14 protein-coding genes and 2 rRNA genes are annotated in these 15548 nt (G+C 61.9%); 9 read left to right on the top strand and 7 right to left on the bottom strand.

Translation table 11 applies throughout. The annotated features are described in order from the left end of the window. The 3 genes from Q4S41_RS19100 to rodA all read left to right on the top strand — a co-directional run. Positions 1 to 346: ribosomal RNA gene (locus Q4S41_RS19100) — 23S ribosomal RNA — on the top strand; the annotation flags it as partial. Between the two features lie 111 nt (positions 347 to 457). After that, positions 458 to 569: ribosomal RNA gene (gene rrf, locus Q4S41_RS19095) — 5S ribosomal RNA — on the top strand. Positions 570 to 734: 165 nt separating this feature from the next. Further along, positions 735 to 2030, top strand: a complete 1296-nt coding sequence (gene rodA / locus Q4S41_RS19090) for a rod shape-determining protein RodA (RefSeq protein ID WP_305032724.1) — start codon at positions 735 to 737, stop codon at positions 2028 to 2030. Positions 2031 to 2044: 14 nt separating this feature from the next. On the opposite strand, the gene Q4S41_RS19085 is transcribed toward rodA, so the two are convergent. Then, positions 2045 to 3001, bottom strand: a complete 957-nt coding sequence (locus Q4S41_RS19085; RefSeq protein ID WP_305032723.1) for a hypothetical protein — start codon at positions 2999 to 3001, stop codon at positions 2045 to 2047. 103 nt (positions 3002 to 3104) lie between these two features. Beyond that, a complete protein-coding gene (locus tag Q4S41_RS19080) occupies positions 3105 to 4307 on the bottom strand; it encodes a hypothetical protein (protein WP_305032722.1) in 1203 nt (400 codons plus the stop codon). Between the two features lie 37 nt (positions 4308 to 4344). On the opposite strand from Q4S41_RS19080, the gene Q4S41_RS19075 reads away from it, so the two are divergent. The 5 genes from Q4S41_RS19075 to recO all read left to right on the top strand — a co-directional run bounded on the left by Q4S41_RS19075 (position 4345) and on the right by recO (position 9253). After that, positions 4345 to 4677 carry a 2Fe-2S iron-sulfur cluster-binding protein gene (locus Q4S41_RS19075; protein WP_305032721.1) on the top strand — a complete coding sequence of 111 codons (333 nt, stop codon included), beginning with the start codon at positions 4345 to 4347 and terminating at the stop codon, positions 4675 to 4677. A gap of 196 nt (positions 4678 to 4873) precedes the next feature. Further along, a complete protein-coding gene (locus Q4S41_RS19070; RefSeq protein WP_305032720.1) occupies positions 4874 to 5185 on the top strand; it encodes a hypothetical protein in 312 nt (103 codons plus the stop codon). A gap of 120 nt (positions 5186 to 5305) precedes the next feature. Further along, a complete protein-coding gene (locus Q4S41_RS19065; protein ID WP_305014505.1) occupies positions 5306 to 5932 on the top strand; it encodes a thymidine kinase in 627 nt (208 codons plus the stop codon). Positions 5933 to 6030: 98 nt separating this feature from the next. After that, positions 6031 to 8394: a type IX secretion system anionic LPS delivery protein PorZ gene (gene porZ / locus Q4S41_RS19060; protein WP_305032719.1), complete on the top strand. Its 2364-nt coding sequence runs from the start codon at positions 6031 to 6033 to the stop codon at positions 8392 to 8394. 139 nt (positions 8395 to 8533) lie between these two features. Then, positions 8534 to 9253, top strand: a complete 720-nt coding sequence (gene recO, locus Q4S41_RS19055) for a DNA repair protein RecO (protein WP_305032718.1) — start codon at positions 8534 to 8536, stop codon at positions 9251 to 9253. Positions 9254 to 9352: 99 nt separating this feature from the next. On the opposite strand, the gene Q4S41_RS19050 is transcribed toward recO, so the two are convergent. The 5 genes from Q4S41_RS19050 to Q4S41_RS19030 form a co-directional block, all read right to left on the bottom strand. Beyond that, positions 9353 to 10306: an FKBP-type peptidyl-prolyl cis-trans isomerase gene (locus Q4S41_RS19050; protein ID WP_305032717.1), complete on the bottom strand. Its 954-nt coding sequence runs from the start codon at positions 10304 to 10306 to the stop codon at positions 9353 to 9355. 68 nt (positions 10307 to 10374) lie between these two features. After that, on the bottom strand, positions 10375 to 10887 hold the full coding sequence (locus tag Q4S41_RS19045; RefSeq protein WP_305032716.1) for an FKBP-type peptidyl-prolyl cis-trans isomerase: 513 nt from the start codon (positions 10885 to 10887) through the stop codon (positions 10375 to 10377). An 11-nt stretch (positions 10888 to 10898) separates the two neighbouring features. After that, positions 10899 to 11516, bottom strand: coding sequence for an FKBP-type peptidyl-prolyl cis-trans isomerase (locus Q4S41_RS19040; protein WP_305032715.1), 618 nt, complete (start codon positions 11514 to 11516; stop codon positions 10899 to 10901). Between the two features lie 86 nt (positions 11517 to 11602). Then, on the bottom strand, positions 11603 to 12649 hold the full coding sequence (locus tag Q4S41_RS19035; RefSeq protein WP_305032714.1) for an FKBP-type peptidyl-prolyl cis-trans isomerase: 1047 nt from the start codon (positions 12647 to 12649) through the stop codon (positions 11603 to 11605). Positions 12650 to 12687: 38 nt separating this feature from the next. Next, entirely contained in the window at positions 12688 to 13734 is a 1047-nt protein-coding gene (locus Q4S41_RS19030) for a DHH family phosphoesterase (RefSeq protein ID WP_305032713.1), read from the bottom strand. Positions 13735 to 13940: 206 nt separating this feature from the next. Here Q4S41_RS19030 and Q4S41_RS19025 point away from each other — a divergent pair, with 206 nt between their 5' ends. Further along, the gene (locus Q4S41_RS19025) at positions 13941 to 15518 is read left to right on the top strand and encodes a hypothetical protein (RefSeq protein WP_305032712.1); all 1578 of its coding nucleotides are present in this window, start codon (positions 13941 to 13943) and stop codon (positions 15516 to 15518) included. The last annotated feature ends 30 nt before the right edge of the window (positions 15519 to 15548 follow it).

Below are 15548 nucleotides of genomic sequence, written 5' to 3'. Positions count from 1 at the left end.
GGGTTCGGCTGTTCGCCGATTAAAGTGGCACGCGAGCTGGGTTCAGAACGTCGTGAGACAGTTCGGTCCCTATCTGTGGTGGGCGTTGGAAATTTGACAGGACCTGTCCTTAGTACGAGAGGACCGGGATGGACCAGCCGCTGGTGCGCCGGTTGTACCGCCAGGTGCAGCGCCGGGTAGCTACGCTGGGACGAGATAAGCGCTGAAAGCATCTAAGTGCGAAACTCCCCTGGAGATGAGATTTCCCAATTGAAGGCCCGTCGGAGATGACGACGTGGATAGGCGGCAGGTGAACCAGTGGAAACACAATAGCTGAGCCGTACTAAGTGGCCGAGGGCTTCTGGTACTATCGTCGAGCGCGCAACCAACGCTTCGTTTTTGTCCCCTTACGTCGAGTTATTGAGGGTTGCGTTCTGCCGCGAGGCAGGACTAGTCAGAACACGCAACCCCCGCCAGCAATGGTGGCTTTAGCCCGGGTGTTCACCTCTTCCCATTCCGAACAGAGCCGTTAAGCCCCGGTGCGCCTATGGTACTGCCTTCACCGGTGGGAGAGTCGGTCGCCGCCAACCTTATCAACAGGAAATCCCTTCAGGATGCTTTCGCCAGCAGCCCGAAGGGATTTTTGCTTTGAACTAATTGGTATTATGGAAATTAAATGGCTGTTGTAAGTTGATTAATTCTTGAAGGATTCTGGAAGCAGTATTTTTGTTATAAAGTTTTAAAACACGCGCGTTGTGCAAGTTTCACCAGCACGTTATAGTCGTAGTATAGATTGGTTGACGGTGCTGCTCTATGTGGGGCTGGTGGGAATTGGATGGATTTGTATATATGCTTCCAGTTATTCGCCGGATGCGCCAGCGAATCCATTGACCATTATGAGCTTTGATAAGCTCATGGCTTTTAACTGGTTTAAGCAGTTGTTGTGGATTGCAACTGCGGTGGTATTGGTAGTAATCTTGTTGGTTGTTGATTATAAGGCTTATGATACGCTAGCTTATGCCTTGTATGGGGGCATGATTCTGCTTCTGGTGGTGACGATGTTTGTGGCCCGGCCGATTGCAGGGTCGCGGTCGTGGTTGGAACTGGGACCGGTGCGATTGCAGCCGGCGGAATTTGCGAAGTTCACGACGGCGCTGGCGGCTTCTCGCTTTATGTCAAGCATTAACCTGCGTTACCAGGACTGGCGTGACCAGCTGGTACTAGCCGGAATCACACTTCTGCCGCCACTGCTTATTGTTGCTTCCAATGAATCCGGGCAGGCGTTGGTGTTTGGGGCATTGTTGCTGGCCTACTTTCGGGAGGGGATGTCGCCGCTGATATTGCTGCTGCTGGCGGCAGCGGGCGTGATTCTCCTTTCGGCCTTGCTTGTGCCGAAGGTGTGGCTGATGGGTGCGGCTACGATTCTACTAGTGGCGGTGTTGGGTTTGAACCGGCGCGTGCTACGGCACCATTTGCCGCTGGCGGTGGGGGTGTGGCTGGTGGTTATAGGAATGGTAGTAGGGATGGACTTCTTTTATAATAAGGTATTGCAGCCCCATCAGCGGCAACGGATTGAGATATTGATTAACCCTTCGGCGGACCCTTTGGGGAAAGGATGGAATGTGACGCAGAGCAAAATTGCTATTGGGTCGGGGGGGCTGGTCGGCAAAGGGTTTTTGCAGGGCACTCAAACTAAATTCGACTTTGTGCCGGAACAGAGTACTGATTTTATCTTCTGTACGGTAGGCGAGGAGTTTGGGTGGCTGGGCAGCTTGGTGGTTTTGGGGTTGTACCTCACGTTGCTCTGGCGCATTATTTACGTGGCAGAGCGGCAGAAATCGGTGTTTGGACGCACATATGGGTACTGTGTGGCCAGTGTGCTCTTTTTCCACGTGACGGTGAATGTGGGCATGACCATCGGGCTGGCGCCGGTGGTGGGCATTCCGTTGCCGTTTTTTAGTTATGGCGGGTCGTCGTTGTGGTCGTTTACTATTCTGCTGTTTAGTCTGCTGGCGATTGACGCTTATCGAAAGCAGGACTTGGTGCGTTGAGACAACACCAGCGGTTAGGCGTTGACCAGCCGCCGCCAGTGGGTGAAGGCTAACGCCAAGGACGCGCAAAAAGCGGGGGCGAAAAGGTAGCCCATGCGGCCAAGGTCGCCGGATAGGAGCATGTGGACTGCGACGACGGCGGCTAATCCTGATTCAGGGGAACCTAATGCGGCGAATATTGAGGACTGATGTACGTTGCGATTCCTCCGTTGTAGCCAGAGTGCGAGTGGAGGAACCAAGGCAATGAAGCCGAAAATGCTGAGGAGTTCGCCCAATCCTTTGGGGGAAGCGGCACGGCGAAGGGAATAAAGAACGTTATCAAAGTGCTCAAAAGCATTGGAGACGGATTGGTTGCTGGTAGCTCCAATGCGGGCATCGACCCACCAATGCACCGCGAAAAGCGCTGCCAGTCCGAACACCAGGAACAATAGCATTCGGGGCCAGGGCATGATGTGACGGCCGCACCACAGCAGCCACGGCAGCAGGAAGACGAAAGATTCTTTGGCTAAGGGGCCGAGGAGGAGCGCCAGCACTAAGGCCCAGCCGCTGCCTGCGCCTCGCCGGATGGCATAATAGCCCAGGCTTACGACTAACAGGTAGAGGCTGTCGGTGAGGGGCAAGCCAGCGGCGTAGACGGCCCAACGGCTGGTGAGTACGGCCAACATAGCCAGGGCCGCGGCTTCGGGCGAAGCACCTATTTGGCGGGCCGCATTGAACCAGGCGGCGGCGGCGGCGGCCAGCAACAGGCAATTGACCAAGTAAAAGGCGAAGCGCAACGGCCAGAGCCCGGCGGGGCGTTGGGGCCACACCTTGGCATATACTTGGGCTATCGGCCGGGCCACGACTGCGGCGGCGGCGGGCACCAGCACACGGTAGCGGTGGGTGACACGCGCGCTGTCGAAACGGCCGGCGGCCATGTGCAGGTAGCTGCGGGTGTCGGAGGAGTGGGAGAAATCGTAGTGGACATACATCGGGTAGGCCAAGTTGGCCAAGGCGGCTACAGCCAAGAGCCATGGCAGCAGCCACCGCCGTAGCCGAGGGCCCAGCAGGGGCTTTGCCGATGTAGACGCGACGCTAAGCAAATTTGCGCTCGATGAGCTTCAGCAGCTTGTTGACGTGCTCTTCCTTGCGGCTCCAGTCGTAGCGCTGCGATAAGTCGCCGGTGACGTAGGCGCGGGCGGCTTCGGCGGAAGGCAAAGAGTCAAGGTGCTGGATGGCGGCGTGGTAGTCCATGTTTTCGCCGTTGAACAGCTCGTTGATGAAGCTGAAGCGCTGGTTGATGGATATGGCTTCGCGCAGGGTTTCAACTTTGGGGCCGGGCCGCTCGGCCAGGGAAGGCGCGGTGGCGTTGGCGCGCAGGGTTTCGGCCAACGGGGCGGTGCTGGGCTGCCCCGCTCTCAGCTTTTCGTGGAGGGGCACGTTGGCCGAGTCGGTATTGGGGAGCGGGCGAGCGGGGGCCGGAGCTGCCGGCACCGGCGTCTGAGGCGGCGCAGGAGCCGGGCCCGCTACGAAGGTTGGCGGGGCAATGGGGGCCGGCTCAGCGACTGGTGTAGCCGCGACGACGGCCGGCGGTACTGCAACCGGGGGCGCCGGCTGAACGGGCGGAGCAGCCGCAGGAGCCGGGGCGGCGATAGCCGAAACAGGCCCGTCTTCGAGCAGGTCGGCGGTGGTGAGGGGGAGCAGCGCGCTGAGTTCGGCCACGAGGCGCTGCATGGGCTGGTGAGCTTTGTAGTTGGCCGCGTGATAAAGTTCGAAGCGGTGGGTGAGAAAATCGCGGCTCAGGTCTTTGCTGTCGGGCAAGCTGTCGAGAAAGCCGGCGTAGAAGGGCTTGTCCACGTCGATGTAGCGCAGGCTTTCGCGCAGGCCAGCGATGGTGGGCTGCTCCGTGGTGCCCAGTAGCAGCCGTTGGAAGCTGCCGGCCGGGTCGGCCACCAGGGCGAGGGTATCGGCGGCGGCCTGGGCCAGCAGCGGCTCGTAAGCGGCGCGCCCCAGGCTGATGTGCCGCGACAGCACGTTCATGAACTGCGTGAGGGCCGCCTGCACGGGGGCGGCTTCAAAATCGAAGTAAGGGCTGCGCAGGCGGGCGGTTTCGGCTTGCCACTGGCCCAGCAACTGGCGCACCACCAGCAGGTTGAGCTGGCGCACAGGCGTGAACTTGAGCACGGCCGCACCATCGAGCGGCGGCGTGGAGGGCGTGGTGAAATGCTGTTCGCAGAGCCGGGCGGCCAGGCGGCGGCCATATTGGGCGCACTTGGCGAGGCTATATTTGTCGTTCATAGAAAGGCCGGGTTTCGGTGGCCGAAGTTAGGCACAAATGCCCCTCATAACGATTGAAAACTTGCCCGGCGCCCCCGTTGAGGTGCCTCCTGGCGCCACCTTGCTGGCCGCCCTGCAAGCCGCCGGCCACGACTGGATGCACGCCTGCGGGGCCAAAGGCCGCTGCACCACCTGCCGCCTGCAGGTGAGCAGCGGCCTCGAAAACCTGACGCCCCCCACCGATGCCGAACTGCGCTACCGGGCCGCCGGCCGCCTGCTGCCCCACGAGCGGCTGACCTGCCAGGCCCGGCTGCCGGCCGGTGATGTGACGGCCCGGGTGCCTGAAGCCACCCAACTACCGCACGTGCGCTACCTCGCCGATGGCCAATAGCCTGCGCATCAAACCCACCACGCGGCATTGGCACCTGTACCAAAAGCGTCCATTTCGCACTGCTGGGCTCACGTTCAGTCGAATTGCCCAACGAGTACTCCTGATAGGCCTGGCAGCCATAGTAGTGGCGCTGCTGGGGCCATTCGTGCCGTCGCGTCGAGCAAGCAGCCATTTGCCAGCCACGATGGCAGAATATATGGCGGACCTGGTACCGAGCGTGGCGGTTGCGTTGCTGCTGGCCGCGGCCGCCGGCTACGAATGGATTGGCAAGCCCCTGAAGAATAGGCGGCTGGGCTACCAACTGGTGGGGCGGTTTGTGGTGCAGGGCAAACAGCAGTTGTTGGGCGCTGCTTGGCTGGAACTACCGCCCGACGACACGCACCGGGTGGGCGTGCCCGCGGCTGTTTTTGAGGCCATCCAGAAAGGTGACACAGTGGAGGTCGTGTATTCGGCCACCGAAGACTTTGTCGGCGTGCACAAAATAAACCCGTCGTCCGCAAGCGCCTGAGTGCGAGTAGCCGGCCCTAAAAGAATTGGTTTTAGGCTTGAGCCAAGCCGGCGCGGGACGTACTTTAGAGGTTCCGTACGGGGAATGTTGCCCCATTCGCTCACTTGTTTTTCTCCGCTTGTGTTTATTGAACCCCGCGTTGGCAACCGCCACAATGCCCCCCGCCGGGGCTGGATTGAAGTGGTGTGCGGCTCTATGTTCTCGGGCAAAACCGAAGAGCTGATTCGCCGCCTCACCCGCGCCCGCATTGCGCGGCAGCAGGTTGAAATCTTCAAGCCCGCCCTCGATACCCGCTACCACGCCGAAGACGTGGTGAGCCACAATGCCGCGCGCATTCGCTCCACCCCGGTGGCCGTGCCATCCGAAATCCTGCTGCTGGCCGCCGGCTCCGACGTGGTGGGCATCGACGAAGGCCAGTTCTTCGACGACTCCTTGGTGGACGTGTGCGAGCAGCTGGCCAACAACGGCACCCGCGTCATCGTGGCCGGGCTCGACATGGACTACCTCGGCCGGCCCTTCGGCCCCATGCCGGCCCTGCTGGCCACGGCCGAATTTGTGACTAAGGTGCACGCCGTGTGCGTGTGCTGCGGCGAAATTGCTTCCTATTCCTACCGCATTGTGGCCAGCGAAAGCCAGGTGCTGCTCGGCGAAACCGACTCGTACGAGGCGCGCTGCCGGCCCTGCTTCCTGGGCGGCATGCAGGTGGGGCGGCCGGCGCAGGAGGTGCGCTCCACGGCCGCGCACTAAATCGGCGGGCCCGGCGTTGGCATTGGGACGAAGCCGGGCCACCGCTTCGGTAGTTACATTCGAGTTCAGTTGCGCGTATGACCCATCTTTTCCGTTGTTTGCTTGGCCTCACCGGGCTGTTTTTGTTGGCTGGTTCGGCACGCGCCCAGGGAGTGGGTTATGGCGACTGGCAGCTGCATTTGCCCATCAACCGCCCGCTGCAGCTGGCCGATGCGGGCGACCGTGTCTACGTGTCGACGCAGCAAAGAGCGTTTTATTTTCTGGATAAAAAGCTGAATACCACCCAGGTATTGTCGCGCCGTGATGGCCTGAGCGGCGTGGGCGTTGCCGGCATGGCTTACGACTCCGTGACGCGGCAAACCGTGCTGGCTTACAACGACACCAACCTCGACGTGCTGCAGCCCAACGGCAAGGTGCGCAATATCAACGACGTGCTCCGCAAGGTGTCGCAGGGCGCTATTCAGGTCGGTAGCAACCCCATCAACCGCGTATCGATAGGCGGCGGCCGGGCCTACGTGAGCACCACTTTCGGCCTGGTCGCTTTGGACCTGACCAAGCTGGAAATCAGCGATACTTACTCCAACATCGGGCCGGGCGGCACGGTGGTCAACGTGTACGACGCGGCTTCGGCCAACGGGTTTTTGTTTGTGGCCACATCGGTGGGGCTGCTGCGCGGCTCGTTGTCGCAAAACCTGCTCGACTACCGCAACTGGACGCTTTATCAGCCGGTACCGCCCATTGCGCAGACGGTGGTGTACCGCTTTTTGGCGGTGGATGGCGGCCAGGTGTACGCGGCCGTCGAAGCCGGGGGCAATTCTGTATACAAGTTCGTGGCGGGCAGCACCACGCCGTGGCAGCAGGTGCCGGGTACCTACACGGGCCAGTTCCGCAGCCTGCGGGGCAGCGGGGCGGGCTTGCTTCTCGTCGACGACGACTATGGCGTGCGGCGCCTCAACCGCACCACCGGAGTGGTGAGCACCGACGTGCCGCCCATCCCGGGCACTTTTACCGAGGATGCGGTGCGCTCGCGCGATGGCAACTATTACGTGGCCAATTTTATGAATGGCTTGTTTCGGGTGGCCCCGGGCGCGGGCAAAACGCCGGAATACTTTGTGGCCAATGGTCCGCAAAGCAATTTGTCGTTCAGCATTCTGGCCGATGCCCGCTCCAACAAAGTTGACGTGTTTTCGGGCGCTTACGGCGAACGATACGGCCCCAACGGCAACGGGGAAGGCTTTTACGAATTCTTCAACGGCCAATGGACCAACATCACGGCCCAAACGCTATCCAGCGCCGCTTACCCCAACCCGATTCGGCCGGTGCGGGGCGCCCGCACGCCCGATGGCACGCTGTACGTGGGCTATTTTGGTGGCGGGCTGCTGGAATGGAAAGGGCCCAGCGACTTTCGGTTGTTCAACCCGGGAGCGCCCGTCGGGACGCCCTTGCTCAGGACCAACGGCGATGCAAGCCGAACAGACGTAACAGACCTGGCGGCCACGCCCGAAGGCAAGCTGTGGGTAGTGAACCGGCACCTGCAACCCGGTAATTCCGGTTTGTTTCTGTTCGACCCGGCCGCTACGACCTGGCAGACGATTCCGTTCTCGTTTGGCTTTGATGCGCTCGAGCGGATTGCCCTCGACGACCTGGGCAACCCGTGGGTGTCGGTGTCGCGCAAAACGGACGCCAGCAGCGTTGGCGGGCCAGCCATCGGCCTCTACGCCGTCGACGCCACCGGCGCCAACCCGCCGCGCCTCTTCAACTCTTCCTCCGGCTTGCCGGATAATCAGATTTACGAGCTGGCCAAGGACCGGCGCGGCTACATCTGGGCCGCCACCATCAAAGGGGTGGCCTATTTCCGCGAGCCGGAAGGGCCGTTCGGTACCAACCTGGGCTTCACCCTGCCTTTCGTGAACAAGGGCGAAGGGGTGGGCTACAACACGCTGTACAGCGAAGCCGTGCGCTGCATGGCCGTGGACGGCGCCGACCGCAAGTGGTTCGGCACCGACCGGGGCCTGTGGCTTTTCAGCCCCGATGCCGACGAGGCCCTGCTGCACTTCACCACCGCCAACAGCCCCCTGCCGTCCGACCGCATCGTGGATGTGAAGGTGAACGACAAAACCGGCGAGGTTTGGGTAGCCACCGAGGCCGGCGTGGTGGCCTACCGCGGCTCGGCCACCGTCACCGAAGGCAAGCCAAACTGCACGGCCGTGTTTCCTAACCCGGTGCGGCCCGACTTTGCGGGCACTGTGGGCATCACCGGCCTCACCAACAATGCGTTGGTCAAAATCACCGATGTGGCGGGCCACCTCGTGTACGCCACCACGGCCAGCGGCGGCACTGTGACCTGGAACATGACCAACCCCAACGGCGAGCGGGTGCGCTCCGGCGTCTACCTGGTGTTATCGACCGACGCCGATGGCAAGAATGGCTGCGTGAGCAAAGTGGCCGTACTCAGCAAGTAATTGAAGAATGTGCCGATGCGTATAGGGTGAGAGTGCGAACGATGTGAAACCAGGCAGGCAGGCAGGCTCAACCGTCTGCGCCGTAGGCCAGAGATACTTCTACTTCTCTCACGCGCTTCGCATCTTCACAGTAAAGAATATGCTAATCAAGACCCGAGGCATCGTCCTCAGCTACCTCAAATACCGCGAAACCAGCATCATTGCGCGCATCTACACCGAGCGGCTGGGCGTGCAGACCTACGTGGTGAACGGCGTGCGCAAAGCCAAGCCGCCCGGGCGCATTGCGCTGTTTCAGCCCTTCACGCTGCTGGAGCTGGTGGCCTATGTGGCGCGTGGCAGCAGCGGCCTCACCCGGCTATCGGAGTTCCGGTGCGCCGAGCCGTTCCAGAGCTTGCCCTACGAGGTGCAAAAAAGCAGCGTGGCGCTCTTTCTGTCCGAAGTAGTGGGGCGCGCCGTGCGCGAGGAAGAACAGAACGAGCCGTTGTTCCAATTCCTCCACGACTCCATTTTGGCGTTTGACCGGCAAACCACGGGCTTCGAAAACTTTGCGCTGGTTTTCCTGCTGCAACTGGCCACCTACCTGGGCTTTGGCGTGAGCACCGGGGCCGAGCTGACCGACCAGGTTATCATGGCCGGCCACGCGCCGGTGGCGCCGGGCGCTACCGGCCCGGCTACCTTGCGGCTACGCGAGTTTGAAGGCTATTTCGACGAGCTGTTGCGTGACCCCGCCACCAGCACCATTCCCAACGGTCGCGTGCGGCACGAACTGCTGAACGTGCTCATTCGCTACTACCAGCTGCACATTGAACAGTTGGGCGAGATTCGCTCGCTGGATATTCTGTCGCAGGTGCTGAACTAAGCGCATCTGTACAAACAGCCGTATGCAAAAAGCCCGTCATGCTCAGCACGACGGGCTTTTTGCATACGGCCAACTGGCTGCATACCCCCAGGTCAGACGCTATTGAATATCGACCAGCTCCACTTCGAAGCGGAGCACGGCGTTGGCCGGGATGTCGGCCCCGGCGCCCCGGCTGCCATAGGCCAGCGGCGAGGGGATGAGCAGCACGGCCTTGGTACCTTTGTTGAGCATGGCAATGCCCTGGTCCCAGCCCGGAATCACCTGGCCCGTGCCGAGGGGGAAGCTGAAGGGGTCGTTGTTGCGCTTGGCCGTCGAATCGAACTCCTTGCCCGTGGTGAGAACCGTGCCGCGGTAGAGCACGCTCACCGTCTGGCCTTTTTTCGGGGTGGGGCCAGTGCCCAGCTTCTTGATGATGTAGTAGGTGCCACCAGCGGTTTTGCGGGCCGTGGCGTGGTTTTTCTTCAGGTATGCCTGAATGATGGCCACATCCTTGGCCGTTTGGCCGGCCGATTTGGCCGCTTCTTTTTTGGCAAATTCGGCCTGCATCTTTTCGTGGCGGGCCGTCATTTCGGCCATGGTCACCAGTTCCTGGGCGCTGGCCAGCACCACCAGCGTGTTGCCGCTCTTGCGCAGAAACGGCGGCACTGCCTGATGAAACGTGTTGGCGAACACCGTATCGGCCTGGAAGCGGAACACGGCGCTGTCGCCGGGCAGCAGCAGGCCCAGGGCTTCTTCCATGCTGCCGCGGGTGGGCTGCGCGGGCAATAGCACCGGCTGCGGCGTGGGCTGCATGGCGCGCGATTTCATCAGCACAGAGTCGCGTCCGGTGCGGAATTCCATGAATACGGTGAGGACCTGGCCGGCGCGGCTGGCGTAGGGCGCGTCGCTGGGGGCCAGGGCGCGGGGCTGGTAGCGGCCGCTGGCATCTTTGCGGAAAAGCCGGTATTCGGTGCCCGTGGGCAGGCGCGAAAAGTCACCACCCGGCGTTTGGGCCGTGGCGGGTGGGCCGAAGAAAAGCAGGCCAAAGCCCAGCGCAAGCAGAACAGAACGCATTCAGAAACAAGAAGTGGCTGGAGCAGCCGTTAAGAAAAAAAGAGCATCCGGCGGCAGAGCGTAGCGCCTCAGCGCACGCTCATCACCTGCAGCTCGAAGGTTAAGTCGGTGTCCGGCGGAATCAAAAATCGGGAGTCGTCGTCGGGGTGGCGCACGCCTTTGGCCCCATACGCCAGGGCGGCCGGAATCCAAACCCGGACGCGGGAACCGGCCGGCACCAGCGGCATCAGCTCATCCCAGCCCGCAATGGCTTCGTGCCGCCCCACCCGAAAGCGAAAGGCCGAGCCCCAAGCCTGCGTCGCGTCGAAAGCCCGGCCATCGGGCAGAAAGCCGGTGTAGCGCACGGCCACGCGGCTGCCGGGCACGGCCAGCGGCCCCGTACCGCGCTCCCGAAACGCGTAGCGCACCCCGTTGGGGGTGCGCTGAAAAACGAGGTGCGTGGTGTCGGCCCCAGCCACGGGGGCACTGGGCGCGGTGGGCACGGCCGATTTGGCGCTGGTCTGGGCACTCGCGGCGGTGGCGGCCAGCAGCACCAGCCCTAATCCCCAGCACTTGCCGCCCAGAAAGCCCAACGTTTTCATGCTAGCTCAAGTTAAAAAACATCAAGAATTTCTACGTCGAACATCAGCGCCGAATCCGGGGGAATGATGACTGCGCCAGTCCGCGGGTCTTGCGAGCCGGCAGGGCCATAAGCCAACCGCGAAGGAATCAGCAGCAGCTTGCGGTCGCCTTTGCGCATCAGCAACAAGCCTTCGTTGAAGCCCGGAATGGCGCCGCTGCCGCCCGTGAAGACCACGCAGCCGCATTGGGTTTTGTTGTCGGCCGAGTTATCGAACACAGTGCCCTGCGGGAACCGGGGGTCGCCGTACGAAGCCGGGTAGCCCGACGACTCCGGGTGGGCGCCGTTGCTGAGGAACCGGCCCACGTACTTGAGCTGTATCTGCGCGCCTTTGGTCACCTGCGCGCCCGTGCCGTTGGTTATCGGCACCAGGTAGAGGCCCGAACTGGTGCGCGTAGCCCCGCTGAGCAGGTTGTTGCGCTTCAGGTAGTGCTGAATGGTATCCTCGTCGATGGCCCGCAGCTGGGTATCGTGTTCGGCCAACTGCTTTTGATAGGTGGTTTGGGAATTGCAGCTCCACAGGGCCGGCGCGGCCAGCAGCATGCCAGCCGCCAGCACCCAGTAGCGCGCACGGAGCAGAAGATTAGTCATAACGAGGATAAAAAAGATTCCGGCCAACGGAGCCCGGGCAGCTGTGCCGCGTTGCCCGTTGGCCGGAATCAGAGGTGCTAGAAAAATTATTGGAAGTCAACGAGTTCCACCTCGAAGCGCAGGGGCGAGTCGGCCGGAATGTCGGTGCCGGCGCCGCGGGTGCCGTAGGCCAGCGACGAAGGAATGAGCAGAATGGCTTTGCCGCCCTTGTTGAGCAGGGCAATGCCTTCGTCCCAGCCCGGAATCACCTGGCCCATGCCGAGGGGGAAATCAATCGGCTTGCCCATTTTGTCGGACGAGTCGAACAGCTTGCCGCTGAGCAGCGTGCCGTTGTAGTTCACGCTCACCATCTGGCCGGTTTTGGGCTTGTCGCCCGTGCCCGGCTTCAGCACCTGGTAGTAGATGCCCGAGGGCGTCTTCTGCATCGTCAGGTTGTTTTTCTTGATGTAGTCCTGCAGCACGGCGTCGTCCTTTTTCAGCTGGGCCTGCACAGCGGGCTCGGCCAGGGCTTTGGCCTGCGCGTCTTTCTGGGCCTGCATCTGCTTCTGGAACTCGGGGTCGGCCATGCGCTTCTTCATCTGGGCCATCATCGAGCGCTTTTGCAGCTCGGGCTGCAGGGCCTGGGCTTCCGTCTCGGTGAGGAGCTTGGGCGTGGTGGCCACGTACATCACAATCACGTTGCCGCCTTTCTTGATGAACGGAGGCGCCGGCTGGCCCATTTTGGGCTTAAACAGCGAGTCGGCCTGGAAGCGGAACACGCCGCTGTCGCCGGGCTGGAGCAGGGAAATGGCCTCGTCGGGCGCGCCCTTTTGCTTGAGCTCTTTCAGGGGCAGGGGCACAGCCATGCCCACGTCGCGCAGGCTGTTTTGCCACACCGAGTCTTTGCCGGTGCGCACTTGCACGTTGCCCAGCATCACCTTGTTCACCCGGTCTTTGTAGGTGGGGTCGCCTTCGGCGTTCACGTCGTTGCGGCGCTCGTAGCCGTTGCCGACTTTCTTGTAAATCTTGTACTCGATGCCGGACTTGGTTTTGGCATATTCACCGCTGTCTTTGTTACAGGCCGTGAGCGAAGCGAAGCCCAGCAGGCCGGCCGCCAGGGCCAGCTGCCGCGCGGAGCGGGAGGAAAAACGCATGAAAATAAAAGAAGTGAAGAATCAGAAACGGTTCAAAGTTACGCCACCGGCGGCGCTACGGCGGCGGGCACGCCCGTTAATTGTTCCTTGTACTCGGGCAGGATGCCCAGGAAGCGCTCCACGGTTGCATCCAGGGTATCGTAGCTGATGCCACCGGCGGCGTTGTGGTGCCCGCCCCCGTCGAAATGACGGCGCGAAAAGTCGCTGACGGAGAAATTGCCCACCGAGCGGAAAGAAATTTTAACGGCCACGCCACGGTCAATAAACACGGCCGCAAACTTGATGCCCTCGATGCTCAGCGCGTAGTTCACGAGGCCTTCGGTGTCGCCGGTTTTGCTCTGGTACTCGCGCAGTTCGGCTTGCGTGATGGCGATGTAGGCGGTGTTGAACTCGCGGTTCACCACCAGCTTGTCCTTCAGCACGAAGCCCAGGAAACGCAGCCGGATTTCGGAATGCGAGTCGTAGATGAGGCGGTGCACCTTGGAGAGGTCGATGTTGACCTTCAGCAGTTCGGCGATGATGAGGTGCACGTTGCGCGAGGTGCTGGGGTGGCGAAACGAGCCCGTATCGGTCATGATGCCCGCGTAGAGAGCCTCGCCGATGCCTTTGGTGATGAGGTCCTGGTCGCCCAGGTCGCGGATGATTTCAAAAATCAGCTCGGCCGTCGCGGCGGCCGAAGGCGTCGAGAAAACGATGTCGGCAAAGTTTTCCGGCTCTTGGTGGTGGTCGACAAGCACCTTCACGCCCTTGGCCTGGCGCACGTACTCGCCCAGTTCGTTGATGCGGCCCAGGCAACTGAAGTCGAGGCAGCAGATGACCTCGGCCCGGTTCACCAGGTCGCGCACTTGGCGGTCGTTCTGGCGGCGGTCGTACACCACTACCTCGTCGTTGCCCTCCATCCAGTTCAGGAACGCCGGGTAGTCCGACGGCGTCACCACCGTCACGTGGTGGCCCTTTTGCTTGAGGTAGCCGGCCCAGGCCAGCGACGAGCCCAGCGCGTCGGCGTCGGGCTTGTGGTGGGTGGTGATGACAATCTGCTTGGGCTGCGCCAGCAACGCTTGCAGAGCGGAAATGGAACTAGACATCGACAACGTGAATGGCCCGGAGTTAGAAAAAAAGAACTGAGGGCCGGTGGCTTACAAATAATTGGGCCGGCAAAAGTCGGAAGAAATCTTTTCTTAACAGTGAAGTCCGGTCAGAAGGTTCGACCAAACCGGACGAGAGCCCCAACAAACCGGACGAACGAAATGGTCCATTTTTACCCATCATTGTCTTTTCAATGGGAGTAAAAATGAATTGTTGGTTGTCGGATGGTCGGGGAGCAAAGCGCCGGTGGGTAGCGCCAGCCTTGCTGCTGGGGCTTTTGCTGGCGCTCAGCGCTTGGCTCTATACCGGTTTTATGGGCCTGTACCCGTCGTTCAATCACGCCTGGGCGCAGGCCGACTGGCTGGCTATTGCCCTACAGTTTCGGGCGCGGGGCTACGATTTTTTTCATCCCGCCACCTTCAACCTGCTCACCACCGACGGTGTGACCGGGGCTGGCTTCCCGCTGCCGGCCTACGTGGCGGCGCTGCTCATGGGCCTTGTGGGCCGCGACGCGCCGGCCCTGATGCGGGGCGTGACGCTGGCGGCCAGCCTGGGCGGGCTGCTGGCGCTATTCGGGCTGGTGCGCCGGGCCAGCGGCTCGGCCTGGAAGGGCGTGGCGGCGGCGCTGTTTGCATTTTTTAGCCCCATCTACCTGTTTTATCAGGCTAATTTCCTGCCGTCGGTGCCGGCATTCGCGGCAGTGCTGGTGGGGTATTATTGCTTCTTTCGGGCGTTGGAGCCGGTTTCGCCCGGCCCGGCCCGGCGCTGGCTGGCGGCGGCCGTGGCGTGGCTAGCGCTGGCGGCGGCTATGCGCACGCCTTTTGCGCTGCCGCTGCTATGCACCCTGGGGCATCTGGTGGTGTTGCGGTCCAAACGCACAGGCGCGGAGTTGGGTTGGCGGGCCGTGGTGGCGCTATACGGCGTGGCTTTCCTGTTCTTAGCGGCCAGTTTTTTATACAATGAACACCTGAGCCGCGTCTATCACGGCTCGATGTTCTTGGCGCGGCCGCGGGCTTTCACTTCGTGGGCAGAGTTTGTAAGTGTGACGCAGACCATGCGCGAGTACTGGCTGTGGAATATCCTAAGCAAGCCCCAATGGCTGCTTATGTTGCTGCTGGGCGGCGCGGTAGTGGTGCAGCAGGGCCGCCGCCTGTGGCGCAGCGAGTGGCTGGGGCACTGGCTGGCGCTGGCCGCCGGGGCAGTGGCCTATTATGGCCTGATGGGGCCGCTGTTCGCCATTCACGACTATTATCTGCTCGACAGTTTCTTTCTGCCGTTGGTGCTGGGATTTGCAGGATGCCTAGCGGCCTGGCGGGCGCCAGCCGCCCGTGTGGCGCGCCTGGCCACGGCCGCCGTGGTGCTGCTGCTGAGCGGTGCGACTGTCTGGAAAGCCCAGGCCGAGCAGTGCCGCCGCACCACGCCGCCGCCCACCGATAAGAGCGTGCTCACCCGCGATAATTTCCTGCCGAGTGCGCACTGGCTCGATTCGCTGGGCGTGCCGCGCACGGCTCGGCTGCTCGTGCTCGACGCGTATTCCTACAACCTCCCGTTGCTGCTGGCCCAGCGCCGTGGCTGGACCATGCTACAAAACCGCAACTCGCCCGAAAACCTGACGCCCGAGAACCTGGCCCGCGCCCTCCGCACGCTGCCCGCCGACTATGTGGTGACGCAGAATGCGACGTTTGAGCAGGAAGTGGTGCGCGTCTATTCAGCCATTCGGCAACGCTTAGAACTCGTTGCCGACAACGGCCACCTGAGCCTCTGGCGCATCCGTCGCCCATAGTCGGGTCCTTATCAGCAGACTTGGTTGCAG

Origin of the sequence: Hymenobacter convexus, assembly GCF_030580955.1 — a bacterium.
Lineage (GTDB): Bacteria > Bacteroidota > Bacteroidia > Cytophagales > Hymenobacteraceae > Hymenobacter.
The sequence above is the reverse complement of the archived record's forward strand: the minus strand, read 5'-3'. Positions and strand labels throughout refer to the sequence as shown.